Origin of the sequence: Flavobacterium sp. xlx-214, from assembly GCF_013874595.1 — a bacterium.
In the GTDB taxonomy this organism is placed as follows: Bacteria; Bacteroidota; Bacteroidia; order Flavobacteriales; family Flavobacteriaceae; genus Flavobacterium.
Window position 1 is genome coordinate 94,553 of record NZ_CP059431.1, and the last position, 26,032, is coordinate 120,584.

21 protein-coding genes are annotated in these 26,032 nt (G+C 32.1%); 15 read left to right on the forward strand and 6 right to left on the reverse strand.

Going from position 1 to position 26,032, the window contains the following annotated elements:
• Positions 1-39: 39 nt before the first annotated feature.
• Positions 40-843 (reverse strand): porin family protein, encoded by an 804-nt coding sequence (locus H1R17_RS00455; RefSeq protein ID WP_163430488.1) that lies wholly within the window; start codon positions 841-843, stop codon positions 40-42.
• Between the two features lie 96 nt (positions 844-939).
• Complete coding sequence (locus H1R17_RS00460) at positions 940-1,599, reverse strand: OmpW family outer membrane protein (protein WP_163430487.1); 660 nt, start codon at positions 1,597-1,599, stop codon at positions 940-942.
• Between the two features lie 253 nt (positions 1,600-1,852).
• Between H1R17_RS00460 and aroQ the strand changes: the two genes are divergently transcribed.
• Complete coding sequence (gene aroQ / locus H1R17_RS00465; protein ID WP_163430486.1) at positions 1,853-2,266, forward strand: type II 3-dehydroquinate dehydratase; 414 nt, start codon at positions 1,853-1,855, stop codon at positions 2,264-2,266.
• A 41-nt stretch (positions 2,267-2,307) separates the two neighbouring features.
• On the opposite strand, the gene proS is transcribed toward aroQ, so the two are convergent.
• Complete coding sequence (gene proS / locus H1R17_RS00470; RefSeq protein WP_163430485.1) at positions 2,308-3,786, reverse strand: proline--tRNA ligase; 1,479 nt, start codon at positions 3,784-3,786, stop codon at positions 2,308-2,310.
• A 100-nt stretch (positions 3,787-3,886) separates the two neighbouring features.
• Between proS and H1R17_RS00475 the strand changes: the two genes are divergently transcribed.
• From H1R17_RS00475 to H1R17_RS00520, 10 genes are all read left to right on the forward strand, one after another.
• A complete protein-coding gene (locus H1R17_RS00475; RefSeq protein WP_163430484.1) occupies positions 3,887-4,771 on the forward strand; it encodes a hypothetical protein in 885 nt (294 codons plus the stop codon).
• Between the two features lie 37 nt (positions 4,772-4,808).
• Entirely contained in the window at positions 4,809-6,341 is a 1,533-nt protein-coding gene (locus tag H1R17_RS00480) for an OmpP1/FadL family transporter (RefSeq protein ID WP_163430483.1), read from the forward strand.
• Between the two features lie 87 nt (positions 6,342-6,428).
• Complete coding sequence (locus H1R17_RS00485) at positions 6,429-7,271, forward strand: hypothetical protein (protein ID WP_163430482.1); 843 nt, start codon at positions 6,429-6,431, stop codon at positions 7,269-7,271.
• A gap of 54 nt (positions 7,272-7,325) precedes the next feature.
• Complete coding sequence (gene rimO, locus H1R17_RS00490; RefSeq protein ID WP_163430481.1) at positions 7,326-8,645, forward strand: 30S ribosomal protein S12 methylthiotransferase RimO; 1,320 nt, start codon at positions 7,326-7,328, stop codon at positions 8,643-8,645.
• 54 nt (positions 8,646-8,699) lie between these two features.
• A complete protein-coding gene (locus H1R17_RS00495) occupies positions 8,700-9,617 on the forward strand; it encodes an AEC family transporter (protein WP_163430480.1) in 918 nt (305 codons plus the stop codon).
• A gap of 77 nt (positions 9,618-9,694) precedes the next feature.
• Positions 9,695-10,219 (forward strand): hypothetical protein, encoded by a 525-nt coding sequence (locus tag H1R17_RS00500; protein WP_163430479.1) that lies wholly within the window; start codon positions 9,695-9,697, stop codon positions 10,217-10,219.
• A 112-nt stretch (positions 10,220-10,331) separates the two neighbouring features.
• The gene (locus H1R17_RS00505) at positions 10,332-11,495 is read left to right on the forward strand and encodes a hypothetical protein (protein ID WP_163430478.1); all 1,164 of its coding nucleotides are present in this window, start codon (positions 10,332-10,334) and stop codon (positions 11,493-11,495) included.
• A 200-nt stretch (positions 11,496-11,695) separates the two neighbouring features.
• Entirely contained in the window at positions 11,696-11,968 is a 273-nt protein-coding gene (locus H1R17_RS00510) for a hypothetical protein (protein WP_163430477.1), read from the forward strand.
• Between the two features lie 151 nt (positions 11,969-12,119).
• Positions 12,120-12,641, forward strand: a complete 522-nt coding sequence (locus H1R17_RS00515) for a hypothetical protein (RefSeq protein WP_163430476.1) — start codon at positions 12,120-12,122, stop codon at positions 12,639-12,641.
• Between the two features lie 274 nt (positions 12,642-12,915).
• Positions 12,916-13,608, forward strand: coding sequence for a hypothetical protein (locus H1R17_RS00520; protein WP_163430475.1), 693 nt, complete (start codon positions 12,916-12,918; stop codon positions 13,606-13,608).
• A 90-nt stretch (positions 13,609-13,698) separates the two neighbouring features.
• Here H1R17_RS00520 and H1R17_RS00525 read toward each other — a convergent pair whose 3' ends face one another.
• From H1R17_RS00525 to H1R17_RS00535, 3 genes are all read right to left on the reverse strand, one after another.
• Complete coding sequence (locus H1R17_RS00525) at positions 13,699-16,824, reverse strand: AsmA-like C-terminal region-containing protein (protein ID WP_163430474.1); 3,126 nt, start codon at positions 16,822-16,824, stop codon at positions 13,699-13,701.
• A gap of 83 nt (positions 16,825-16,907) precedes the next feature.
• Positions 16,908-17,675: an OmpA family protein gene (locus H1R17_RS00530; RefSeq protein WP_163430473.1), complete on the reverse strand. Its 768-nt coding sequence runs from the start codon at positions 17,673-17,675 to the stop codon at positions 16,908-16,910.
• A 73-nt stretch (positions 17,676-17,748) separates the two neighbouring features.
• Entirely contained in the window at positions 17,749-19,344 is a 1,596-nt protein-coding gene (locus H1R17_RS00535) for an ABC transporter substrate-binding protein (RefSeq protein WP_163430472.1), read from the reverse strand.
• Positions 19,345-19,443: 99 nt separating this feature from the next.
• Between H1R17_RS00535 and mtaB the strand changes: the two genes are divergently transcribed.
• The 4 genes from mtaB to H1R17_RS00555 all read left to right on the forward strand — a co-directional run bounded on the left by mtaB (position 19,444) and on the right by H1R17_RS00555 (position 26,031).
• Positions 19,444-20,772: a tRNA (N(6)-L-threonylcarbamoyladenosine(37)-C(2))-methylthiotransferase MtaB gene (gene mtaB / locus H1R17_RS00540; protein WP_163430471.1), complete on the forward strand. Its 1,329-nt coding sequence runs from the start codon at positions 19,444-19,446 to the stop codon at positions 20,770-20,772.
• A gap of 185 nt (positions 20,773-20,957) precedes the next feature.
• Positions 20,958-21,386 (forward strand): hypothetical protein, encoded by a 429-nt coding sequence (locus H1R17_RS00545; RefSeq protein ID WP_163430470.1) that lies wholly within the window; start codon positions 20,958-20,960, stop codon positions 21,384-21,386.
• 88 nt (positions 21,387-21,474) lie between these two features.
• The gene (locus tag H1R17_RS00550) at positions 21,475-22,857 is read left to right on the forward strand and encodes a TolC family protein (protein WP_163430469.1); all 1,383 of its coding nucleotides are present in this window, start codon (positions 21,475-21,477) and stop codon (positions 22,855-22,857) included.
• 18 nt (positions 22,858-22,875) lie between these two features.
• Positions 22,876-26,031, forward strand: a complete 3,156-nt coding sequence (locus H1R17_RS00555; RefSeq protein WP_163430468.1) for an efflux RND transporter permease subunit — start codon at positions 22,876-22,878, stop codon at positions 26,029-26,031.
• Position 26,032: the final 1 nt, after the last annotated feature.

A 26,032-nucleotide genomic window follows, 5' to 3' on the forward strand; every position in this document is an offset into this window, starting at 1 on the left:
TAAAAGGTGGTTTTTTTATTATATATTAAAAACTATTTCTTAAAACTTGTAACCTATTGATAACTGAACAGAAGAATTAGTTAAAGGAGCAAACTTTAAATTATCATTCATATAAGATATTTCTTTAGCAAGTTCTGGACTAGCATCTGGAATAATAATTTTTCTGTACTCATTATCCTTTTTATAAATATCTTGTAAACCTAAATAGTAACGGAAGTTTAAATAAACACCACTTTTCATATAATATGAAAAACCACCGTTTATACCATAATCAAGCTTTTCATAATAATCTTTTGGATCTTTGCTTCTATACCCTGCTTCAAATAAAGCTTTATCTAACTGAGAAAAAGACTCATGATATCTAGGATCTGTTAAGTATAAATACTCACGAGCTGTGTTGTATTTGTTAGCATCAAATTGTCCTTTAGCATCTAACATATATCCTACCTGACCTCCTACTTCAATCGAAAAATTGTCGCTAACATAATATTTTAATGTAATAGGCACATATAAATAATGCATGGTAACATCTTCTAACTTTAATGTTTCTGTTACTTTACTTGTTTCTAAATCAATTTGATCATACTCTTTACCTTTATATCCTTGTACAGAATACAATAATTCTGCTTGTACAGCAAATTTCTTGTAATATGATACCGGAATTTCAACAGTTCCACCAATTTGTAAACCTGGTTTAAAATCTTGTGTGTTTCCTCCTTGAAAGGTAGACATGTTTACACCTGCTTTTATACCTGTTTCTATTGGGTTTTTATGACTGCGTTGTGCGAAACTATTTGTAGTTAACAATCCTAAAAAGGCGATTGACAGTAATATTTTCTTCATTAGTTTAGCTTTAATAATATTTTAAGCCTTAAAGATATAAAAAAAGCCTTTCAAAAATGAAAGGCTCTTAAAATTTTATTAAATTTCTTTTAAATATTATAATTTAAAAGTTAAACCAAATGTTGCAGTATCAAAAAAGTTGTTGAAATTATTGATGTTTGCGTGGAAATTTGTAGTTGCTTTTGAATTAGGAGCATCAGATTTTCCTGAATTGAAACCAATAACATCACTTAAAGCAAAGTTGATTGCAATTTTAGGTGTAACAAAATAGTTAAAACCTAAAGAAGCATTAACACCAAAGCTGTTGAATTTAGGATCTTCAATAGTAATTGATTTTCCTTGAGCAGCGTCATAAGATGTAGTTTCAAACTTAGAAGTATTGTAACCAACACCTAATTCTGCATAAGGTTGAAATCTGTTTAAATCAGCAATATAGTAACGTCCGAAAACTTCAAAACCTACTGAATTACCTTTTTTAGTAAAAGTATTTTCTGTAACATTAGAATAATTTTCTTCTTTACCAGATCCAATATTTAATCCTAAACCTACTGCAAATTTGTCTGTTACAAAGTAACCTGCTTTTGGTGTAAAGTTAAACTCAGAAGTTTTTACTGTTGCACCTTTATCATCTTGAGAGTTAGCTTGAAGACTTCCTTCTAATAAAATATCGCCTTTACCAAAACCAAAACCACCTTCTTGTGCTTGTGAAGCAAAACCTGTTGCTACTAAAGCTAATGTTAATAAAACCTTTTTCATTATCTAAATATTTAATTTTTTACTCTGCAAATGTAACTTAATAATTTTCTAGCAACCAAATAATTTAACAATAATTTAATCTTAAGGTCTTTTTGTAATGAATATTGCATTTTTTTCATTGTTTTTATTACTTTAGCTAATAAATTATCATTTACTAAAAGTATTTCAAATAAATTAACCCTTTATGAAATGGTAATAAAAATTTCTTTTAATATCTTTAGCGTACAAAAAAACAATTAACCTTACTGCTTACATGAAAATTGCAATTATTAATGGTCCTAATCTCAACTTATTAGGCAAAAGAGAACCTTCTATTTACGGTAATACCTCTTTTGAGGATTATTTTTCTGAATTAGAGTCTGCTTTTCCTTCTGTACACCTTCAATACTTTCAAAGCAATCATGAAGGTGCGCTTATTGACTATTTACATCAAATTGGTTTTGACTATGATGGTATTATTTTAAACGCTGGTGCTTACACACACACATCAATAGCCATTGCCGATGCTATAAGTACAATTTCTACGCCAGTTGTGGAAGTGCATATTAGTAATGTTTTTAAAAGAGAAGATTTTAGACAACACTCATATATAAGTGCAGTTGCAAAAGGAACCATTGGCGGTTTTGGTTTGTCTTCTTACAAATTAGCAATACAATCTTTTTTATAAAGGAAAAACCCTAGCAAATGCTAGGGTTTCTTTATTATTTATTAATAAGCTTTAGCAAATAAAACTCTGCCTTTTGATGGTTTTCCAGAGAAAACACAAACGCCGTTTTCCTCTTTTTGATCCATAGGAATACAACGAATAGTTGCTTTGGTTAACTCTTTAATTTTTTCTTCAGTTTGTGGAGTTCCGTCCCAATGTGCTAATAAAAATCCACCTTTTGTCTCTAAAACTTCCTTAAATTCTTCAAAAGAATTTACCTCAGTTGTATGCTCTGATCGATAATTAACTGCTTTTGTAAACAAGTTTTCTTGAATTTCATTCAATAATTGATCAATATAAGAAACAGCGTCAACTGCATTTACAATCTCTTTTGATAATAAATCACGACGTGCAATTTCAAAAGTACCGTTTTCTAAATCTTTAGGTCCAATTGCAATTCTAACTGGCACTCCTTTCAATTCCCACTCGGCAAATTTAAAACCTGGCTTTTGTGTTGTTCTATCATCAAACTTAACAGAAATACCTTTCTTTGTTAAATCGGCAATAATTTCATCTGCTTTATCAGAAATTTGAGCCAGTTGCTCATCATTCTTATATATAGGTACAATAACAACTTGTATTGGAGCTAATTTTGGAGGTAATACCAAACCGTTATCATCAGAATGTGTCATAATTAACGCACCCATTAAACGAGTTGAAACGCCCCAAGAAGTTGCCCAAACATACTCTTGCTTACCTTCTTTATTAGTAAATTTCACATCAAACGCCTTTGCAAAGTTTTGACCTAAAAAGTGAGAAGTACCTGCTTGTAACGCTTTACCATCTTGCATTAAAGCTTCTATAGTATAAGTATCATCTGCACCTGCAAAACGTTCCGTTTCGGTTTTATATCCTTTAATAACAGGTATTCCCATTACGTTTTCAACCACATCTACATAAACATCTTGCATTTGTTTTGCTTCCATTATAGCTTCATCTTTAGTTGCGTGAGCTGTATGCCCTTCTTGCCATAAAAACTCTGCGGTACGTAAAAACAAACGCGTACGCATTTCCCAACGCACAACATTTGCCCATTGGTTTATTAAAATAGGTAAATCGCGGTACGATTGTATCCAACCTTTATATGTACTCCAAATAATAGCTTCTGAAGTAGGACGTACAATTAATTCTTCTTCTAACTTAGCATCAGGATCTACCATTAATTTTCCCGGATTAGCAGGATCATTCTTTAAACGGTAATGAGTAACAATAGCACACTCTTTAGCAAAACCTTCTGCGTTTTTCTCTTCAGCTTCGAACAAACTTTTCGGAACAAATAAGGGAAAATAAGCATTGCTATGTCCTGTTTCTTTGAAACGACGGTCTAATTCTCCTTGTAATTTTTCCCAAATGGCATATCCGTACGGTTTAATAACCATACAACCGCGTACTCCCGAATTCTCGGCTAAATCAGCCTTAACGGTTAACTCGTTATACCATTTTGAATAATCTTCCGATCTTGTAGTTAAATTCTTACTCATTTTTAGTATATTGGTATATAATTTGATTCAACAATATTAACATATTATTTTGCACAAATCTACTTAAATTTGTCATGTTCAACAATAAAAACTTTTAATTATGCTACCTACTTTACTTAAAAAAAATAATCTTTTTCGATTTTCCTTTGTAGCGTTGGCTGGAATTAGTTTTACCGCTTGTTCTAGTTTAAACCAAAAGCCGTATGATGTTGATGGAATTTACAACAACAGTAAAATTGTTGTAGAAGATACGCACGAAAAAAGCGCTTACTACACCGAATATTTTAAAGAAAAAGAGCAAGAAACAAACGAATATTTCACCGATGTTGACAATTATTCTTCTTATAATGAAGGAAATGCTGCTTGGGGCGATACTACAAGTGACACCCAAATAGTATATGATTACGGATACAACAATTTTTGGAGTTATCCTTATTACGGTTGGGGCGGATACTGGGGCTTTAGCTACGGCTGGGGCGGTTATTGGGGAAGCCCTTATTACGGATATGGTTGGGGGTACCCATACTATGGTTACGTTTGGGGATATCCTTACTATTATGGTGGCAGAAATTTATCACGTAATTATTCGCAACGTGCTTTAACAAACAGAAGCATGGCTGCAAATACAAATGCTACAAGATCTTTCCGAAATACATCATTAGGAAACACGCGAAATATGGTTCGAAGCGATAAAACTTTTGCAAGAACTAATTCTAGTTTAACACGTATGCAAATTGATAGAAGCCAAACCATTAATACAAGTCGTACACGTATAGACAATTTTAATAATAGTTCTAGAAACAACACAATTAATGATTCAAGAACCAATCGTAGTAACACACGCACCATAGAAAGAACTTCACGTCCTACTTACACACCTTCATCTAGCACACGTATGAATACAGGTGGTGGTTTTGGTGGATCTCGCAGTAGCGGTGGTAGCACTGGCGGTGGTATGCGTTCTAGCGGAGGTGGCCGACGTTAATTTGTACATTAGTTATTAATACTTTAGCATATAAATCATGAAAAAAATATACATTCCCTTGTTGCTACTAGGTTTTAGTCAAGTAAAAGCACAAGAGTTTAACCCAAACGATGCAGTAAAATTAAGCACACAACAAATAAACGGAAGCGCCCGTTTTAATGCCATGAACGGTGCCTTTGGTGCTTTAGGTGGCGATATTTCTGCTTCACAAGTAAACCCTGCGGGTTCTGCCCTATTTAACTACAATCATTTTAGTTTTACAGGAAACTTGCAATTACAAAAAAACAAGTCTGTTTTTAACGGAACACAAAGTGATGCCAAAGAAAACGATTTAAACTTACCAAGCTTTGGTGCTGTTTTTGTGGTTGATTCTAAAAACCAAGATCAGGCATTAAAAAAGGTAACTTTTGGTATTGGTTATCATTCTAATGCACGTTTTAATGATCGTACTTTTTCTAGCGGTGTTTCTAATCAATCGGTTACAAATTACTTTTTAAACCATGCTAATTATGGTGCTAATGGAGGCAGCATTCCGTTAGATTATGTTCAAACACAACAAGGTGAATCGGTTGGCGACTTGTATGATTATTTAAACGGTAAACAAAATGGTTTTTCGGCTCAACAAGCTATGTTGGCTTATCAAGGCTATTTAATTAACGAAAACGCAGCAAAAGATGGCTATATATTAAATGGTGCAGGAAATTCTTTTTATCAAGAAACCGAAACCTACACCACTGGTTTTAACAACCAACTTACTGGAAATGTTGCATTTGATATCAACAAAAAAATATATTTAGGAGCCAATCTTAACATTCATTTTGTTGATTATTTAACCTCATCGGCAATTTATGAAGAAAATAAAGCTGCTGTAACCGATGGTTATCAAAAATTATTGTTCCAAAATCAAACCTATACCTACGGTTCTGGATTTTCGTTTAACGTAGGTGGTATCTTCAAAGCAACAGAAGAACTAAGAATTGGAGCATCATACCAATCGCCTACTTGGACAAAATTACAAGACGAGTTTACTCAAAGTTTGCAAACCAACATTTACCAACAAGGCAAGCTTAATTTTTATAATACCGATCCTGGTTTGGTTACCTTATATGATAAATACACCATTAAAAATCCAGGTTCTTTTACAGGTAGTTTAGCTTACGTTTTTGGTCAAAAAGGTTTATTAAGTTTTGATTATACTAGAAAAGATTACAGTACAATTGAATACAGTGCTAGTGGCGCAAATTATGATGCTGTAAATGATTATTACAAAAACAATTTACAAGCTACTAATGAATTTAGAGTTGGTGGTGAATACAGATTAAACCAAGTAAGCTTACGCGCAGGTTATCGTTTTGCTAACACACCTTACAAAAACAAAGATATTTTAGGCGATTTATCAAGCTACAGTGCAGGTATTGGCTACAGCTTTGGAGCATCGCGTTTAGATTTAGGTTATGTTTTCTGGAACCAAGATTCTTCTCAAAAAATGATAAGTTCTGGCACTAGCAATATAGCTCAAATACAATCAAATAATCACAATATTAGTTTAACCTATTCTGCAAGTTTCTAAAAATAGGTTTCCTTAAAAAACAAAGTCCTTACTAAAAAATGGTAAGGACTTTTTTGTTGTATCTTTGCAAAAAAATTTCAACTTGTAATGAAATCATTTAAAACTATATTCTTAGTAACTTGTTTAGCAGCATTATCTATAAAATCTAATGCGCAAGAAGTTGTTGCAAATCCTTATACATCAAGCAACAAAGGAAAATTCTTTTTATACTGGGGGGCAAATCGTGGGTTTTATTCGTCATCAGACATTCATTTTAAAGGAGACGATTATAATTTTACCGTGCATAACACCAAAGCAGTAGATAAACCAAAAGGCTGGCATATCGATTATATCAACCCAACCCGGATGACCATTCCGCAAACCAACTTTCGTTTAGGATATTATTTTACTGATAAATACAGCATATCTTTTGGGTTTGATCACATGAAATATGTTATGGTGAATGGTCAAGAAGCTTTTGTTGATGGCACCTATCCTAATAAAGGAAACTACGGTGAAGTTTTAGAAAACGGAAATACCAAAATAACCGACGAGTTTTTACAATTTGAACATACCGATGGTTTAAATTATGTAAATTTAGAATTAGCACGTACCGAGGATATTTCAAAATTTGTAGGCATTTACAATACCGATAAAGTACAATTCAATGCCATTGCCGGTGTAGGTTCGGGTGTTTTATTTCCACGTACAAATGCTAAGGTATTAGGCAGAGAGCGTAATGATGAATTTAAAGTAGCTGGTTTTGGTGTATCGGCAAAAGGCGGTGTAAACGTTACGGTGTTTAAACATTTCTTTGTACAATATGAAACCAAAGTAGGTTATATCAACATTTTAAAAACACCTGTTAGCAACAAACCTAATGAATATGCTAAGCACGATTTCACCTTTCTAGAAAGTGTTTTTGTAGTAGGTGGCTTATTTAGATTGTAATTAACAACAGAATCCAATATAAAATTGTAATTTTGCATCCTCAATTTTAAATCTATGAGAACTAAATCTTTAAAGAAAAATAAAATCAACGTTGTAACTTTAGGATGTTCTAAAAACGTTTACGATAGTGAAGTGTTAATGGGGCAACTTAAAGCCAGCGGTAAAGATGTTACCCACGAAGCGGCTAATGATGAAGCTAATATTGTAGTAATTAACACCTGTGGTTTTATTAATAATGCCAAAGAAGAATCGGTAAATACCATTCTAGAATATGTTGATAAAAAAGATCAAGGTTTAGTAGATAAAATTTTTGTAACCGGATGTTTATCTGAACGTTATAAGCCCGATTTAGAATCTGAAATTCCAGATGTTGATCAATATTTTGGAACTACCGATTTACCTTTATTATTAAAAGCTTTAGGTGCCGATTATAAACACGAATTATTAGGAGAGCGTTTAACTACAACACCTAAAAACTATGCGTATTTAAAAATTGCCGAAGGTTGTGACCGTCCGTGTTCATTCTGCGCTATACCTTTAATGCGTGGTAAACACGTATCGCAACCAATTGAAAAACTGGTTAAAGAAGCACAAGGTTTAGCACGTGATGGCGTTAAAGAATTAATTTTAATTGCCCAAGATTTAACCTATTACGGTTTAGATTTATACAAAAAACGCAACTTAGCTGAGTTGTTAGAAAAATTAGCCGAAGTAGAAGGAATCGAGTGGATTCGTTTACATTACGCCTTCCCTACTGGTTTCCCAATGGATGTGTTGGAATTAATGAAACGCGAACCAAAAATTTGTAATTACATTGATATTCCATTACAACATATTGCAGACAACGTATTAAAATCAATGCGCCGTGGTACAACATATGCAAAAACCACGCAATTAATTAAAGATTTTAGAGCGGCAGTACCTAATATGGCCATTCGCACAACATTGATTGTAGGATATCCTGGTGAAACGCAAGAAGATTTTGAAATTCTTAAAAATTGGGTGCAAGAAATGCGTTTTGAACGTTTGGGTTGTTTCACCTATTCACACGAAGAAAACACTCACGCTTATTCTTTAGAAGACGATGTTCCTGCTGATGTAAAACAAGAACGTGCTAATGAAATTATGGATATTCAGGCACAAATTTCTTGGGAAATGAATCAAGAACGAATTGGTAAAACATACCGTTGTATTATCGACAGAAAAGAAGGCAATCATTTTGTAGGAAGAACAGAATTTGATTCGCCTGATGTAGATAACGAAGTTTTAATTGATGCTACCAAACACTACTTAAAAGTAGGTGAATTTGCCGATATTGAAATTTACGATGCAACCGAATTTGATTTATACGGAAATCCTATCACAAACAAATAATACCCTAAAACCGAAAGTACACCTTTCGGTTTTTTATTGAATAAAAACAGCAACATGTCAAGCATTATTTTACTTTTTCTATGTCTATTCATTGGTATAGGCATTCAAAAAATCAAAAGTTTCCCTAAAAACACAGCTCTTGTATTAAATCAATACATACTATTTGTAGCATTACCTGCAATGGCATTGCATTACTTACCCAAAATCAGTTTAAGTTGGGATTTACTCTTACCTGCATCCGTAGCGTGGATAGCCTTTGGTTTATCTTTCCTTATATTTTCAACATTAGGTAAAATATACGGTTGGTCTAAAAAGTTAATTGGTTGTTTAATTTTAACCGCAGGTTTAGGCAACACCTCTTTTGTAGGCATTCCCATAATACAAGCTCTTTATGGCGATGAAGGTTTAAACACCCTGATTATTGTAGATTTACCAGGTACATTTGTAGTACTATCAACCGTTGGTGTTTTAGTAGCCACCATGTATTCCAACCAAAAAAACAATGATCAGTCTATCATAAAAAAAATGCTCACCTTTCCACCCCTACTAGCTTTCTTAGTAGGCTTAGGTATGGTGCTTTTAAAAATTGATTTCCCCGAAGCGTTAAGTACTACCTTTAAACAATTATCGGCAACCATATCTCCTATTGCGTTAATATCCGTAGGCTATCAATTAAAATTCAAAACATACGGCAAACACTTTAGGTATTTGTTTTTAGGCTTGTTCTTTCAGTTAATTTTACTACCCGCTATTATCTTATGCTTTTTCTATTTTGTATTAGGCAAAACCGATTTAGCAACCAAAGTATGTATTATTGAAGCCGCAATGGCACCCATGATAACAGGCGCTATTTTAGCATCAAACTACGGCATGAAACCCGAGTTAAGCAATATGATGGTGGGTTATGGCATTCCTATTTCGTTTATAACCATAGCAGGTTGGTACTTTTTAGTGGAAGGATTGTTAGTATAGTTTTACTTAATTATGTATAGGGTATAAATATCTAAATTGTTTTAATACATTTGATTGATATATAAAATTTCTCTTAAATGATTACAAACCAATTTTATATAAAAGTTACAAATCTTCATTGGATTAAAAATTTCGATGACGAAGACGATTTATGTGCGCACGGAAATGTAATTGTTAAAATTGGCGATGAAATTATATGTGATGAAAACTCTTTAGATTTTACCATTTTTGCAACAGCGCTTTATCTTTTAAGAAGTTTATCTAAAAACTATAAAAAGGGAGATTACGATAGTCAATTCTTACCTTGTTGCGGTTTCTTTACTTATTTTGATGAAAACGGTAGCCCAATGATAAGTGGTTGCCCAAATGGAATTGATTGGACAATTGAACACATAAACAACCACCAAATAAAACATACTTCTGAAAACGGAACCGAAGCAATAATTAACATAGAAGATTATAAAATTATGGTGTATGAATTTGTTGATAAAATCGAAGAATTTTACGCAATTTCTAAACCTAAACGCATTCCAGAAGATGAATTTGATAGAGGTTCTTATTTAGAAATATGGGAAGAATGGAAAAAACTAAGATATACATAATCAACGCTCAACAGTAATTCTAACGCCTCATTTATACCAAACAACATAAAACTCCGCTGTAAGCAAAGCAACAATACCAATAAACCTATCCAAACAAACATCAAAATCACTAATGACAAAAAACACAATCATACTATTCCTAATATCACTTGTTAGTTTATCCGTTTTAGGACAAACAAAAACCGACATAGAAAAAAGCAAGTTATTAGGAAAAGTCAAAAGCGTTCATACCTATACAGTAGAATACAACACTAAAACAGACACCCTTTTTCTAAATAAAGAAATTTACAGTGAAAAAGGAATGTTGTTAAAATATTGCAATTTCACTGAACATACACGTTTTGATAGCATTGTAAATACCTATGACACCCAAAACAGAAAAACGTCTAAAATAGAATTCAAAAGAACGGGGCGTTTTGGTAATTACGGAAAAGAAAAAATCATCGATACAATTTATTATCAGTACAACAGCACATGTAAAGAACCAATTGTAATAAAAACCCCAAACAGCACCTATAAAATAAGCAAACAGCTTGATAAAAACTGCAACATTCTTTCTGAAACCGAATTAAATAACGGTAAAGAAACCACTACCCTTTTTGAGTTAGATGCTAAAGGTAGAATCATCAAAAAAACCTTCACTAATTCAGGTAAAAAAGCCAATTTCTATGAAACATTTGAGTATAATGATGTAAACCACACAGTAACCAACACACAACACAGTTCACAACAAAGCACAATCTATTTTAAAGAAATAACACAATACAACGCAAATAAAAAAGTTATTCAAGTAACCACTTTTAAGCAAGAAACAGCTAATGCAAGTACTTTAAAAAGTCCAAATACAGCTCCCAATTTGCACAAAAAAGTAACGTATATATATGATGCAAAAGATAATTTACTAAATGAAATATATTTTGACGAAAATAACAACGAGGCTTTAAAAAATGAAAACTTGTATAATGAAAAAGCAGAATTAACAGAGCAAAAATTATACAAAGCAGGCAAACTTGAATTTACCAAAGAATACAAATACAAAAACGGCAAAACAACCCAAGAAAAAAAAGTACTGCCAAACACAACGGCTCCAGAATATATAAAAAAGTATAATTATAATAATAACGGGCAACTAACAGAATTAATACAATTAGTTGATGGCGATAAATACACCAACCAATATATATACGACCATTTCAACAATGAAATTGAAAACAAAGAATTTGAAAACGATAAACTCATAAAAACAAAACATACTAAAATAGAGTATTATCCGTAAAACCAACTTACAAACAAATTACTTTTAAATACCTCAACGCTAGTGCGAGCGTCACGCTCGTACAAAAGTTTCTTTAAAAATGATGTTATAAGTAATCTTTCAACATCATTTTGAAGATAAAAACTCATCTAATTTTTGATGTCCTTTTTCAAGAAAATTGAAAAACTGACCTTTGTTTTATTAATTTAAAATAGAATAATATGTCTGTAAATCAAATCAAAATCAAAATTGAAGGTCAATTGAAAAACCAAACGAATTATGTCTGGAATAATGCTAGATTAATTTATATAGACACTCTAAAGTTGACCGAATTAAGCTCTCAACAGAAAGTAATTATTAATGATCTAAAAACTGAACTTGAAAGTTTAGAAGATCCTTGGACTTATTTAGGAATTCCTGATAGAGCTAAAACAGAAAACGTGTTGAATAATCTAAATAAATTAAAATTAGTATTGAAAAAATTCTACCTATAACAATGGTTTCGTTCAATTGTTGTTTTTTGTCTTTATGAGTTTATGAAAAATATTTATCTTTAACAGAAAACAATGAGTTCTCTGGCTTCGCTATAATTGCGAAGCCGCGGGACTTTATATATAATCTTATTAAAAGTACAAGGTAATTTCTATGATATATAAGTTTTTACTAATTTTATTTTTCTTTGTAAATTCAAATTTTACATTTGGTCAAAATAATGATGATATATACAAAATCATTAATGTAACTATTAATGAATTAAATCCTGACATACCTATTGTTGATACACTCAGTAATTATTCTATTCCGAGTAAATTTTTAAGACGTCAAGTAGAAAAACAAATTAAATTAAGCAGAAATGAAAAAAAAATTTTAAGGAAAGGTGAAGAATCAAAAACTGGAATTCTAATAGATAGAAATAAACTCATAAATTTTAAATTTTATAATAATGATTCAATTATTTTAGCTTTTAAAAATCTAAACGAGAAGAATCTTGAATATTTAAAAAACAAGAAGCCTTTTTATTTAATCAGTAAACCTATAATTTTTAAAAAATCAAAAATAGCAATATTAAATGTTGATTTAATTGGAGGTTTTGGAGCAATTTATATTTTAAAAAAAGAAAATGATAATTGGAAAATCGTTGGAGAAGTAAGTAGATGGTTCTCATAAAACTATAAATTTCAACGTCAGTGTAAGCGCTACGCTCGTACTAAATGTAAAAACAAAAACAATACAATATTCACAACAAAAACATAACAATAAAAACATAAAATAGCCAACCAAAAAGTTAGCTATTTATTTTACAGTCAAAATGTTAAGTAATTGATTTTTTTAGTAATTTTAGTAAACCAATCAATAAAAACTTTTCATTATGGCATCAACAACCGAAACTGGAAATGCAAAAAAACGAGTATAATTTACAGATAATTGAAACTACAAGCCATTGAAACCATTTTTTATCATATTACCTATTTTAATAAGTTTATTGCTTCCTAAAAATAAAAATGCAGAACAACAAATAATAAAACTAATTGTAACCAATACAAGTAACGTAACCTCTAAACTATTTTTGACAACTAAAAATACAGATACTATTTACTATCTTATAAAAGATATTGATGCTGATGGTGTACAAGACAGTGTGTATGTAAACCCAGAAAACGCAACCATTGTTTGCAAACTATCTACTAAAAAATTCAAAGAAATAGCCAGCAAACCTATCGAAATATTAAATTTTCCATCGGGTGTAGTTGAAACCAAAAACGGCTTCGAATTCTTTAATGATTGGATGCGTGCCGGATATAAAAACCAATTCAGGTACAATAAAAAAACAAAACAAATACAACTCATTGGCATGAGTAGATACGAGTTTGGCAATGCCGCTAACGACGGTAGTGGCGAAAGCAGCGTAAACCTACTAACAGGAGATTACATTGGCAATTGGAATTTTTACGATGATTTAGCAAATAACGAAGGTGGCGAACTCGTAAAAATCCCCACCATTAAAACAAAAATGTATTTTAAAACCATAAACTTAGAAGACTTTAGCGAAGACGTCTACTTTAACTACGCTGATAGATGCTCCAAATTATATTACGCTAAAAAGCAAAAAATGAAGACTAAAGTCGGTAACTAAAAAGGCTTATTTTATAAAAAAAGTGGATGCTAACATCCACTTTTTTTATAATACCAAAATTATACTTCTAATGTTTCTTTTCTTAAAATTCTAGCGATTCTCTTCAACAACAGTATCTAATGTTTTTTTGTAAGCATCGTAATCATCATCATCTTCGCTTAAAGCTTCTTCTTTATACTTACCTAATTTAATATTCATATCATCGCTGGTACCTTTAATAGTTATAGGAATGCCAATAATACCGAAAGGTGGTAAGCCTAAACGCATACCAATATTCATTCTACCGTCTAAGGTAACCTGCCCCTCTACTCTTGGTCTAAATCCTAAAATTTTAAACTTGGTACGCTCAATAGTCATTACATTATTAGCAATAGCAGTTTTTACAGTAACATTTTTTACATTGGCATCGTTTAAAGCATCCACTTTACTTTCTTTTGCCACCGCATTAAATAATTTAAATCCTTTAAATTGAATATTCTCTAAAATCAAATCGCCTGCACCTTTAATACTTTTCATGTTAGGATACATTTCTTGATTCAGCGATCCTTCTAATTGATATTTTAAAGATACTTGACCAGATGCATTTTCTGCGGCTGAAGCCATTTCTCTAAATAAGGTTATCTCTTTGTATGCACGTTGAATATCAAAATGATCTGCCGAAACATCAAACGTAAACAATGCCTTTTTGGTTGATACAGGTTGATACGTACCATTGAATAAGAAAGGCGCATCGATTAATCCAAACTTCGCTTGGTGTAATGCTAACTTTTTATCGTACACTTTTAAAACACCACTTAAATCATTTAAAAGTAAATCGTTGAATTTGACCTTTTGAAGATTCGCCGATAATTCAAAATTGATAAGATCGGGCACTAAAACCACACCCGACGCATTGCTTTTTGCAGTTGGATTGGTTGCCGAAGACGAAACGGTGTTGCCAGCCATGAACGAATTTACATCAACAAACTGTGAGGTTACATTTAAGTTCCCTTTTAATGTAGCTTTAGGTGTAAGGAAATAATTGATGTAATTTTCTAAATCGCCATTCAACACAAAGGTTTGTTTAGCGTAATTCATCTTGATGTTTTCCAACTTCATTTTGTTTTTGTAAAAACGAAACGTTCCTTCTTTAAAGATAAACGAATGTGGAAAATAGTCTGATTTTATATGAATATCCTTCATTAAAACAAAACCACGATTACGAACGGATGAAGGATCATCGCCTCCGCCTTTTCCTTTTAATTTAAGATCTGCAACTAGTTTACCATCAACATCCCATCCGTCAACAGCAAATACTTTGTAAATATTGTTTAAGTTTAATGTGCCTTTGGTGCCAATATCAAACGTTAAATTATTGAAATTAAACATGGAAGCATCTAAATGAAAAGGCTCATTTGCCAACACAAACGAAACGGGTAATACGTTTACTTTTAAATCGTTAAACGAACCGCGTGCCGATTGTATATGTGTTTCTAAATTAATTTTTTCTAAAGGTAATTCTGGTAAACTGTTGTATTTTAAAAAGCCGTTTTTAAGTTTTACAATACTTTTGGTTACAGGTATGCGTTGTTTGTTGATGTCTAATTTACCTTTTGCTTGCGTATTAACAGTTAATTCACCACCAAAATCGACTTCTTTAATAGGAAAAATCTTTTTAACATCGGCCAAATTCACAAAAGCTTGTACGTTAGCATCTAAGTTGTAATCTATTAAATTATCTACTTTAAAAGCGCCTTTTACATAATTATTTCCTGCTTTTGTATCTAAATTTTGAACATTTACAGCCGTTTGTTTGTAATTACCACTGGTGTTTTTGGCTGTTAAATTAAACGATAAATAATCAATAGGCATTGGCATTTCATTCCATTGAAAATAACCGTCTTTCCAATTAGCATCTACATTAAAAGTAGGAATTTCAACTATTTCGGTTACTTTATTTCCTTTTTTAGTGGTAACTTCTTTAGTTAGGTAAAAGCCATCAACAACACCATTTAAAACAACATCTCCTTTTAACTGCATGCCCGAAATAGCCAATGTTTGCCATAATTGTGTAACATTTAACTGCGCATCAACATTTGCTTTAACATACATGGGCGCTTTATACAAAGCAGTACCATTTGCAAAGCCATCGTTTAATTTAAAGTCGAAATTAGGAACAGAAATAGCTAACGAATCTGGATTTAATTGCGGCAAATGAACAGCTACTTTAGTGTTTAAGTTTTTAACCGCATTGTTCTTAAATTGCGTTGCAGCTATTTGTCCGTTAGCAATAGATACATCAATATTTAAATTAGGTTTAGAAACCTGATCTTCCATTTTTCCTTTTAAAAGAAGTTGGATGTTTGATGTTCCTGTAAACGTCATTCCTTCATACCACTTTTGATATTCCGAAGGAACCAAAGAAAATAAATTAGCTAATGAAGCATTTTTTGATTGTACGTTTAAATCAAAGTCGATGCTTTTTTCAAGCACACTCACTTTACCTAATACATTTAAAGGCAAATCTGCCAATAGTAACTCATTCTTTTTAAATTCAACCGAAATAGGATCCAAATTTACACGTGTATTAATGGTACCTTTCAACGGTTTGTTGTCTACATAAACGCTTTTATCCAAACCAAAAAAGAGCGATTGAATGTTGGCATTTGTAGCAAAATCGATAAACTTGTCGGTTACTTGTACATCGCCCGAAATATTAGTGTTTTCTGTACGAATTTTGATTTTAGACACATCGTCTTGATACAAAACAGTGGTGTTTTTTATATGGATTTTGTTCAACGCCAAATTAAACGAACTGCTCTCTGAAGGTTCATCAGAACTTTTAAAAATGCCAAAAGAAAAATTCCCTAAACTATCGGTTACTACATTAAAGTTACCATTATTTACGTATAACTGTGTAAATTTTATTTGCTTACCCATTAAACTAAACACATCAATACCTAAATCAACCGATTGTGTTTCAACGGTTTTAAAAGCACCAAATTCTTTAGGGGCATCAATGGTTAACTTCTCTAGCGAAACCGTTAAATGCGGAAAATCTTTAAAAAAAGAAATATCAAGATTGTTGAAATTTACAGGCGTTGTAATAAACTCTTGCGCAACATCTTTTACAGCAACTTCAATTTGCTTTTTAAATAATTGCGGAGCCAACAGTATAAAAACTAAAAGAACTGCTAATGCAACGACAATATAAATTCCTATTTTTTTAAATTTCATTTGTGTTTTTTAAACTTAACGTGCAAAGATAAGTCGTTAACTGTAAACTATAACAAAAACTACTATTTTGATGCTAAAATCTACTATTTTTCTAAGATTAAAATTTCAACTCTACGATTAACTTCTCGTTCTTCATCGTTTTGTTCAGGAATTGCATAAATAGGTTGCGAACCGCCAAAGCTTTTATACTTTAACCTTTTTTTATCGATTCCATTTTTAATAAGAAAATTATAAACCGCTAAAGCTCTTTTTTCTGAAACATCGTTACTATCGGAATCATTATAACAACAAATATGACCTTGAATTTCTATTTTCAAAGTAGGAGTTGATTTCATTGTTTGTAACAATTCTTTTAAAACAGGATATGAATGAGACTTAAAAACGTCAGATCCACCATTAAAGTTTAGGTTTTTTAATTTTATTTTCTCACCAATTTTAGCAGCATGTACATCTTCATCGAGCTTTTTAGATTCTTTATTCTCAACAACTTCATTAGAAAAATAAATATCTACCCTTCTATTCAAATCTTGAATTTCGTTTTGCTTAAATTGCTTCCCAAAAGATTTTTTAGTAATTGCGTTATCAATTTTAACTTTACTTGTTAAATAGTTTAATACCGCTTGAATTCTTTTATTCGAAAGTTCTTCATTGTACTGATTATTTCCTACCCAATCAGAAAAACCTTCTACCTTTAAAACAGTTAAATTTGGATGAAGTTTTATCCAATCATCTATTTTTTGTTTTTCGGTTGCAGTAAATTCACTTTCGTTATAATTAAAATAGAAACTTTGTTTTTGTTGTGAAAATCCTTTAAAAGTGATTAAACAGAACAGTAATAAATATAAACGCATAAGTATTTTTTCTACTTTAACGTTTAAAAGTTTTGTTTAGTATAGAAAGAAATCAAATGTTTTACCTCACAACTTAACTTTTCTTCACCTTTTTTAAGCTCAATACATTCATTGCGTTAGGCTCTAAACCTTGAACATTTTTTTGTGTAAAACGCGCAACCTTATCGTAAAACAAAACAATAACAGGTGTTTGTTGCGCAATAATTGCATCCATTTGTTGGTAAAGTTGTATACGTTTATCGGTATCAACTGTTTTTAAAGCTTCTTCATACAACAAATCAAAGGTTTTGACTTTAAAATGCGTGTAATTAGGTCCGTTTGGAGTAAAGTTTTTACTGTAGAATAACGATAAATAATTTTCGGCATCGGGGTAATCGGCAATCCAACTTCCTCTAAAAAAAGCTAATTTATTTGTTGCAATTGATTGACGTAATGTACTAGGCGGCATTACATCAATATGTACTTTTATACCCAATTTTTCCCACTCGCGTTGTAAATATTCGGCAATATCTAAATAGGTATTATTGGTACTTAATGTAATTTTTATAGGTAATTTACGTACCCTTTGTGCTTGTTGAATTAACTCTTTTGCTTTAGTTGGGTTGTACAATTCATCTTTGGCAGCCACAAAACCTTCTAAACCATTAGGAATCATACCATTTACTTTACCATTCCCCATACCATTGCGCAGATACGCCACTAATTTGGTTCGATCAAACCCATAATTTAATGCCTGACGAATACGAACATCTCTCATTAAAGGATCGTTCATATTAAATCCTAAATATTCGGTATTTAAATACGGACCCGATAGCATTTTTATTTTATTTTGATACTTTTCTTGCAACTTACCGTTTGGTTGTAACAATTCATCTTTATACGATGGGTCTAAGCCCGAAATCATATCAATTTTACCCTGAATAAACTGCATAAATCCGCTTTGTTTATCGGGTAAAAAGGTAATGGCAATACTTTCTAAATAAGGCAATTGAACACCCTTTTCATCTTTCTCATAATACAAAGGATTTTTTCGCAGTACCAACTTTACATTTTCTTCCCAAATTTTAAATTGAAACGGACCTGTACCAATTGGATTTGATCGAAAATCAATCGAAACATCTTCGCATATCTCTTTGGGTACCACCGATGCGTATTTCATTGACAGTAAGCTTAAAAAAGCCGGAAAGGGATTTTTTAATTGTATTTGAAAAACAGAATCGTTAACCGCTTTATAAGACTGTACATTCTGAAAAACCCAAGTTCCTGGCGAAGCTAATTTTTCGCTTAAAACTCGGTTAAAGCTGTATTCAAAATCATAAGCCGTAACAACACGTGTACTGTCTTTGCCAAAATTTTTATGCTTGTGAAAATAAACATCGTTACGCAAAATAAAATCGTACAGCAATCCATCAGTAGAAACGGTCCACTTTTTAGCAATATCGGGTTGCACGTGTAACGAATCATCTAACTGAACCAAACCATTAAACAACTGATTACAAGGCCAAATAATAGCCATATTTCTAGCAAAAGCAGGATCTAGTGTTTGTATATTGGCACTTTCGTTGTATCTAAATACATCATTATCAGTAAATTTCGATTCTTTTTTAGTACAGCCAAAAAGTGCTAAAACACTGCTAAATAACAGTATGTATAAACAGGTATATTTCATCAAACCAAATTTTGTTTGTAAATTTGCCCATTGCAAAAAGCAATTACTCAATAGTGAGTAAAGATAAATGAAATTTTACACTACAAGTTAGTGATGATTATGGAAAACAGAAAAAAAGTAGCTTTTTATACTTTAGGATGTAAACTGAATTTTTCAGAAACATCTACTATTGCTCGTAGTTTTACCGATGAAGGTTTTGACCGTGTTGACTTTGAAGATGTTGCTGATATTTACGTTGTTAACACTTGTTCGGTAACTGAAAATGCAGATAAACAGTTTAAACAAATTGTAAAAAAAGCTCTTAAAAATAACGAGAAAGCTTTTATTGCTGCTGTAGGTTGCTATGCGCAACTTAAACCCGAAGAATTAGCCGCTGTTGATGGTGTTGATTTGGTATTGGGTGCTACTGAAAAGTTTAAAATTACCGATTACATTAACGACCTTTCTAAAAATGATATGGGCGAAATTCACTCGTGTGAAATTGAAGAAGCCGATTTTTATGTAGGTAGTTATTCTATAGGCGATAGAACTCGTGCCTTTTTAAAAGTACAAGACGGTTGTGATTACAAATGTACGTATTGTACCATTCCGTTAGCCAGAGGTATTTCTAGATCGGATACCATGGAAAATGTAATGAAAAATGCAGCCGAAATTTCTGCCAAAGGTATTAAGGAAATTGTACTTACAGGTGTAAATGTGGGCGATTACGGTAAAGGTGAGTTTGGTAATAAAAAACACGAACATACTTTTTTTGAATTGGTACAAGCATTAGATACCGTTCCGGGTATTGAACGTTTACGTATTTCTTCAATTGAGCCTAACTTGTTAAAAAACGAAACCATTGATTTTGTATCAAAGTCAAGAACATTTGTTCCTCATTTTCATATCCCATTACAATCGGGATCAAACACTATTTTAAAGAAAATGAAGCGTCGTTACTTACGTGAATTGTATGCAGAACGTGTTGCAAAAATTCGCGAAGTAATGCCTAGCGCTTGCATTGGTGTTGATGTAATTGTTGGTTTTCCAGGTGAAACTGATGAATTATTTTTAGAAACCTATAATTTCTTGAATGATTTAGATATTTCGTATTTACACGTATTCACATATTCAGAAAGAGATAATACAGAAGCTGTTGCTTTTGAAGGCGTTGTACCTGCTAATGTACGTGCAAAAAGAAGTAAAATGTTACGTGGGTTATCAGTTAAAAAACGTCGATCATTTTACGAATCTCAATTAAACTCAACACATACCGTTTTGTTTGAAAGCGAAAATAAAGAAGGATACATTCACGGTTTTACAGAAAATTACGTAAAAGTTAAAACACCTTGGAACCCTGAATTTGTAAATACATTACACGAAATAACACTTACAAAAATTGATGACGACGGTTTGGTTCGATTTGATTTTGTTGAAGAATTGGTGTAAAAATATTAAAAAACGTGCTTTAAATTAAAGCTCGTTTTTCGTTTTTATAGTTTTAACTGATACAATATTAAAATCAAAAATCATTTTTAATAATTTGTTAAGAAAAAGTTGAGAATAATAATATACCTTCGCACTTCGCTTTATTACTTAAGTAAATTATAATTTACTTTTGAATCTTAAATCGTATGAAAAAACTACTTCTTATTTTTCTTTCACTTTTCTATTTGGGTATTGCTTCTGGTTTTACTCGATATAGTCATATGTGCAAGTCTATGGGAAGCACTTCTTATAGTTTTTCTAGTGCAGAATCTTCAAATAGAGACAAACCTTGTCCAATTTGTTCACTTAAAGAAAAAGGATTAAAAGAATCTAAAAAAGATTGTTGTAAGCACGAAGCTAAGCTTATTAAAGTTGACGATAGCGTAAAAAAGCATTCTGATTTTGATTTATCAGTTAAGTTTTGGGGAGATGCTATTCCTAACAAAATGTTGGGTAGTGTTTTTGATTATGTTGCTTTAGAGCCAGCTTTCCTTACAAATACCTTTTATTCTTCTTCCAAAGTCCCAGTACAGGGCAATCCTCTTTATATTTTACATTGCGTTTATAGAATATGATTTTTAGACTTTAAATCATGGTAGTATTATTTAGTTTAATCTAAGTAATGCTCGAATTTTTATGTCTAATTTCTAAATTTTATGTACAATGAATGTAAAATTCATTGCATCTATTAGTTTGGTATTTGCTTTAAATACAGTTGGTTATTCGCAAATATTAACCTTGCAAGATGCCTTAGATCGTACTGTTAATCAATACGATAAAATAAAAGCTAAAAATGAATTGGTTTTGGGTGCTGCTCAAAACACTCATTATCAAAAATCACAATATCTTCCTGATGTAACCGTTGGTGGGCAACAAAGTTTTGGAACCATCAATGCACAACACGGACCCATGTATGCCTTTGGCGGATTAGCTTCTGCAGCAACATCAATGCCTACTTCTCAACAAAACTGGGATGCCTCCTTTGGTTCTTTATATTTTGCTAATGTAAATTGGAATGTTTTTACGTTTGGTAGAATCAAAAACCAAGTTACTTTAGGCGAAAAAACAGAAAATAAACTTAAAGCCGATTTATCGCAAGAAATTTTTCAACAACAGGTAAAGGTTAGCGCTGCTTATCTTAGTTTGTTAGCTGTACAACGAATTAAATTTGTACAAGAAAAAAACACAGAACGTGCACACGTGTTTTTTGAAATGACTGAAGCAAGAGCTAAAAGTGGTTTGATTCCTGAGGTGGATGCTGAATTGGCAAAAGCAGAGCTTTCTAATGCTAAATCTCTAGAAATTAAAGCTCATGATAAAGAGTTAGAGTTGTCTAAGCAATTAGCTGTTTTAATTAACGATGATTTTAAAACATATAAATTAGATAATCGTTACAGCATTACAATTCCTGCCCAAACTTTAGAGAATCATACTTTTGATAGTGCTACACATCCCATGTTACAGTTTCAAAAAAGTGCCATTGATGAAGGTGTTCAAAGCATTTCGGTCATCAAGGCAAATCGTAAACCTAATGTTTCTGTTTTTGGAGTAATTCAAGGTCGCGGATCAGGGTTTGATTGGAATTATACTCAAGATCAATCAGCTTATACAACCAATTATTTAAAAAGTGTTGGTATTGATAGAAGCAATTATCTTTTAGGATTATCGCTTACTTGGAATATTACAAATTTCTATCGCTTAAAATCAAAAGTTAAAGAGCAAGAACATTTGGTTCAATCGTTACAATATCAGTACGATACTTTTGATAAAGAAATAAAAGCATTGCACGCACAAGCAAATGCTCAGTTTAAAAATGCGGTAGATAATTTTGAGGAATCAAAAATTCAATTAAGTGCAGCTTCTCTTGCTTATCAACAACACACTTCTTTATATGAAAATGGATTAACCAATTTGGTTGATTACACACAGGCTTTATACAGTTTAAATAGAGCAGAGGTTGAGTATGAAATAGCGCAGAATAATGTTTGGCAAGCTTTGTTACTACAAGCTTCGGCTAAAGGAGATATTAGCATTTTAACACCTTAATTATTTTAAAAATTAATTATGAATTTAATAAAATTTGCACTCCAAAAACCTATAGCAATTATGGTTTTGGTGCTAGGATTACTATTCTTTGGTGTTAAAGCTTCCAAAGAAATAAAGGTAGATATTTTACCAGAAATGGATTTGCCTGTTGTATACATTGCGCACTCATTTAATGGTTATACACCCCAACAAATGGAGGGTTATTTTACCAAAATGTACGTTAATATGATGCTGTTTACAAATGGTGTAAAAAGTATTGAATCTAAAAACACGCAGGGCTTAACGTTAATGAAAGTTACTTTTTACGAAGGAACCGAGATGGGTGAGGCTATTGCTACTGTAAATGCTTTATCAAATCGTTCGCAGGTTTTCCTTCCACCAGGCGCACCACCACCGTTTATTATTAGGTTTGATGCTTCTTCGCAACCTGTTGGTCAGTTGGTTTTTAGAAGTAATACCAAAACCAATAATGAATTGCAGGATATTGCCAATTTTAATGCTCGACCTTTTTTAATTAAAATTCCGGGTTTAACAACAGCGCCACCATTTGGAGGTAGCCCGCGTACTATTGAAGTAAATATCGATCCTTATAAATTAAGAGCTCATAACCTTTCTCCTGAGCAAATTGTTGAAGCTATTAGCAGAAACAATATCACATCGCCTTCAGGAAATGTTTATATAGGCGATAAAAACTATTTAACGCCAACAAACAACACCGTTAAACATGTTGAAGAGCTGGGCGATATTCCCATTTTTAAAGGAACGGTTGATAATGTTTACATTAAAGATGTTGCTACCGTTAAAGATGGAGCCGATATTGCAACAGGATATGCCTTGATTGATGGAAAAAGATCGGTATACATTAATATTGCTAAAGCAGGTAACGCATCTACATTAGATGTTGTAAATAAATTGAAAAAAGAATTACCTAATATTCAGCGTAATATGCCAGATGATGTACAAATCTCGTACGAGTTTGATCAATCGGTTTATATTACCAATGCTTTAAAAAGTTTGATTATTGAAGGAGTTTTAGGAGCCTTGTTAACAGGGTTAATGGTTATGTTGTTCTTAAACGATCGTAGGGCGGCAATTATTGTCATATTAACCATTCCAATTTCTATTATTTCAGGTGTTTTATTCTTAAAATTATTTGGACAAACCATCAACATCATGTCGCTTTCAGGATTGGCTTTAGCTATTGGAATTTTGGTTGATGAAAGTACCGTTACCATAGAAAATATCCACCAGCATTTTGCAATGGGTAAGACAAAAGCGCAAGCTATTTGGGATGCTTGTAAAGAAATAGCTTTTCCTAAATTGTTAATTATGTTGTGTATTTTGGCAGTATTTGCACCTGCTTTTATGATGACGGGTATTCCTGGATCTTTATTTATGCCTTTAGCAATGGCTATTGGTTGTTCTATGATTGTATCGTTTTTATTATCACAAACTTTTGTGCCTGTTTTAGCAAATTGGATGATGAAGCACAACAACAATCATTGTGAAAATACGGCTCATAAGAAAAACTGGTTTTCAACATTTACAGATAAGTTCGTAAACTTTCTTACGCAATTAATACAACGTAAAAAAGCTATTGTTAGTATAGGATTACTTGTTGCATTAATTGGTGGTGTTGCATTGTATCAAATTACAGGAAAGGATGTATTACCAGCATCAAATTCACGTCAATTTCAAGTTAGAATTAAAGCTGCTGAAGGAACCAGAATTGAAGTAACCGAATTAAAAGTAAAAGAATTTCTTACTCATTTAAAGAAAAATGTAGGAGAAGATAACATTGCAATTTCTTCTGTTTTCATAGGTCAACATCCATCAACATTTGCGGTAAGTCCTGTGTATTTGTATAATGCTGGTCCGCATGAAGCCTTAATGCAAGTAGCGTTAAAAGAATTGAAAGGTAGTTCTGATGAATTAAAAGATCAATTACGAAAATACTACAAAGAAAAAATGCCCGAATTAACGATTTCTTTTGAACCGATAGAGTTAACAGAGAAAATCTTAAATCAGGGTACCAATACACCTATTGAAGTTCGTATTTCGGGAATGATGAAAAAAATGAATCGCATGTATGCCAACAAACTTTTAGCAAAATTAAAAGAGATTGATTATATGCGTGATCAACAAATTCCACAATCAATGGATTATCCTGCTATGCAAATTAATATTGATCGTGTGCGTGCAGCTCAGTTAGGATTAGATGCGCAAGATATCGCAAAATCATTAGTTGCAGCAACAGCGTCTACCAGATATACCAATAAAAACTTTTGGGTTGGTGGTATGATGGGTATTGCATATGATGTGCAAGTACAAACACCTCAAAATATTTTAAATAGCAAAGAAGAATTAGCAAACCTACCATTGAGCAAAAATGCAGACAGACCCGTTTTAGGTGATGTTGCAACTATAACAGCTACAAAAGAGTTGGGTGAAAGTTACAATTTAGGTACAATGGGGTATACTACTGTAACAGCTAATTTACATAAGAAAGATTTAGAACAAGCTTCTAAAGATGTTCAGGCAGCCATTGCATCACTTGGCGAACTTCCAAAAGGAGTTAATATAGAAGTGGCAGGTATGGCACCTATTTTAAATGAAACCTTATCTAGTTTAGCAACAGGTTTATTAATTGCCGTAGTAGTCATCTTTTTAATGCTTTCAGCAACTTTCCAATCATTTAGGGTTTCGTTGGTTATTTTATCAACAGTTCCTTTTGTGGTAGTTGGTTCTTTATTAATGCTAAATATTACGGGGTCAACGTTGAATTTGCAATCCTACATGGGGTTAATTATGTCGGTAGGAGTTTCTATTGCCAACGCCGTTTTATTAATATCTAATGCAGAAACATTACGTAAGCAAACAAATAATGCAGTAAGTTCTAGTATTGAGGCTGCAAAATTACGTATTCGCCCAATTGTAATGACAACCTTGGCAATGATTGCGGGTATGTTACCTATGGCAATTGGTTTTGGCGAAGGTGGTGATCAAGTTGCTCCATTAGGAAGAGCAGTAATTGGCGGACTTTTATTTTCTACTGTTTCTGTACTTGTTATTTTACCTCTTGTTTTTAGCTGGTTACAAAAATCAGCAAGCATTCTTTCACCTTCATTAGATCCTGAAGATGAAGATAGTATCCATTTTATTAAATCAAATTAAT

Bases quoted from the DNA above. Each gene is read 5' to 3' on its own strand.
- H1R17_RS00455 (WP_163430488.1), bottom strand. From the start codon at position 843: ATGAAGAAAATATTACTGTCAATCGCCTTTTTAGGATTGTTAACTACA.
- H1R17_RS00460 (WP_163430487.1), bottom strand. From the start codon at position 1,599: ATGAAAAAGGTTTTATTAACATTAGCTTTAGTAGCAACAGGTTTTGCT.
- aroQ (WP_163430486.1), top strand. From the start codon at position 1,853: ATGAAAATTGCAATTATTAATGGTCCTAATCTCAACTTATTAGGCAAA.
- proS (WP_163430485.1), bottom strand. From the start codon at position 3,786: ATGAGTAAGAATTTAACTACAAGATCGGAAGATTATTCAAAATGGTAT.
- H1R17_RS00475 (WP_163430484.1), top strand. From the start codon at position 3,887: ATGCTACCTACTTTACTTAAAAAAAATAATCTTTTTCGATTTTCCTTT.
- H1R17_RS00480 (WP_163430483.1), top strand. From the start codon at position 4,809: ATGAAAAAAATATACATTCCCTTGTTGCTACTAGGTTTTAGTCAAGTA.
- H1R17_RS00485 (WP_163430482.1), top strand. From the start codon at position 6,429: ATGAAATCATTTAAAACTATATTCTTAGTAACTTGTTTAGCAGCATTA.
- rimO (WP_163430481.1), top strand. From the start codon at position 7,326: ATGAGAACTAAATCTTTAAAGAAAAATAAAATCAACGTTGTAACTTTA.
- H1R17_RS00495 (WP_163430480.1), top strand. From the start codon at position 8,700: ATGTCAAGCATTATTTTACTTTTTCTATGTCTATTCATTGGTATAGGC.
- H1R17_RS00500 (WP_163430479.1), top strand. From the start codon at position 9,695: ATGATTACAAACCAATTTTATATAAAAGTTACAAATCTTCATTGGATT.
- H1R17_RS00505 (WP_163430478.1), top strand. From the start codon at position 10,332: ATGACAAAAAACACAATCATACTATTCCTAATATCACTTGTTAGTTTA.
- H1R17_RS00510 (WP_163430477.1), top strand. From the start codon at position 11,696: ATGTCTGTAAATCAAATCAAAATCAAAATTGAAGGTCAATTGAAAAAC.
- H1R17_RS00515 (WP_163430476.1), top strand. From the start codon at position 12,120: ATGATATATAAGTTTTTACTAATTTTATTTTTCTTTGTAAATTCAAAT.
- H1R17_RS00525 (WP_163430474.1), bottom strand. From the start codon at position 16,824: ATGAAATTTAAAAAAATAGGAATTTATATTGTCGTTGCATTAGCAGTT.
- H1R17_RS00530 (WP_163430473.1), bottom strand. From the start codon at position 17,675: ATGCGTTTATATTTATTACTGTTCTGTTTAATCACTTTTAAAGGATTT.
- H1R17_RS00535 (WP_163430472.1), bottom strand. From the start codon at position 19,344: ATGAAATATACCTGTTTATACATACTGTTATTTAGCAGTGTTTTAGCA.
- mtaB (WP_163430471.1), top strand. From the start codon at position 19,444: ATGGAAAACAGAAAAAAAGTAGCTTTTTATACTTTAGGATGTAAACTG.
- H1R17_RS00545 (WP_163430470.1), top strand. From the start codon at position 20,958: ATGAAAAAACTACTTCTTATTTTTCTTTCACTTTTCTATTTGGGTATT.
- H1R17_RS00550 (WP_163430469.1), top strand. From the start codon at position 21,475: ATGAATGTAAAATTCATTGCATCTATTAGTTTGGTATTTGCTTTAAAT.
- H1R17_RS00555 (WP_163430468.1), top strand. From the start codon at position 22,876: ATGAATTTAATAAAATTTGCACTCCAAAAACCTATAGCAATTATGGTT.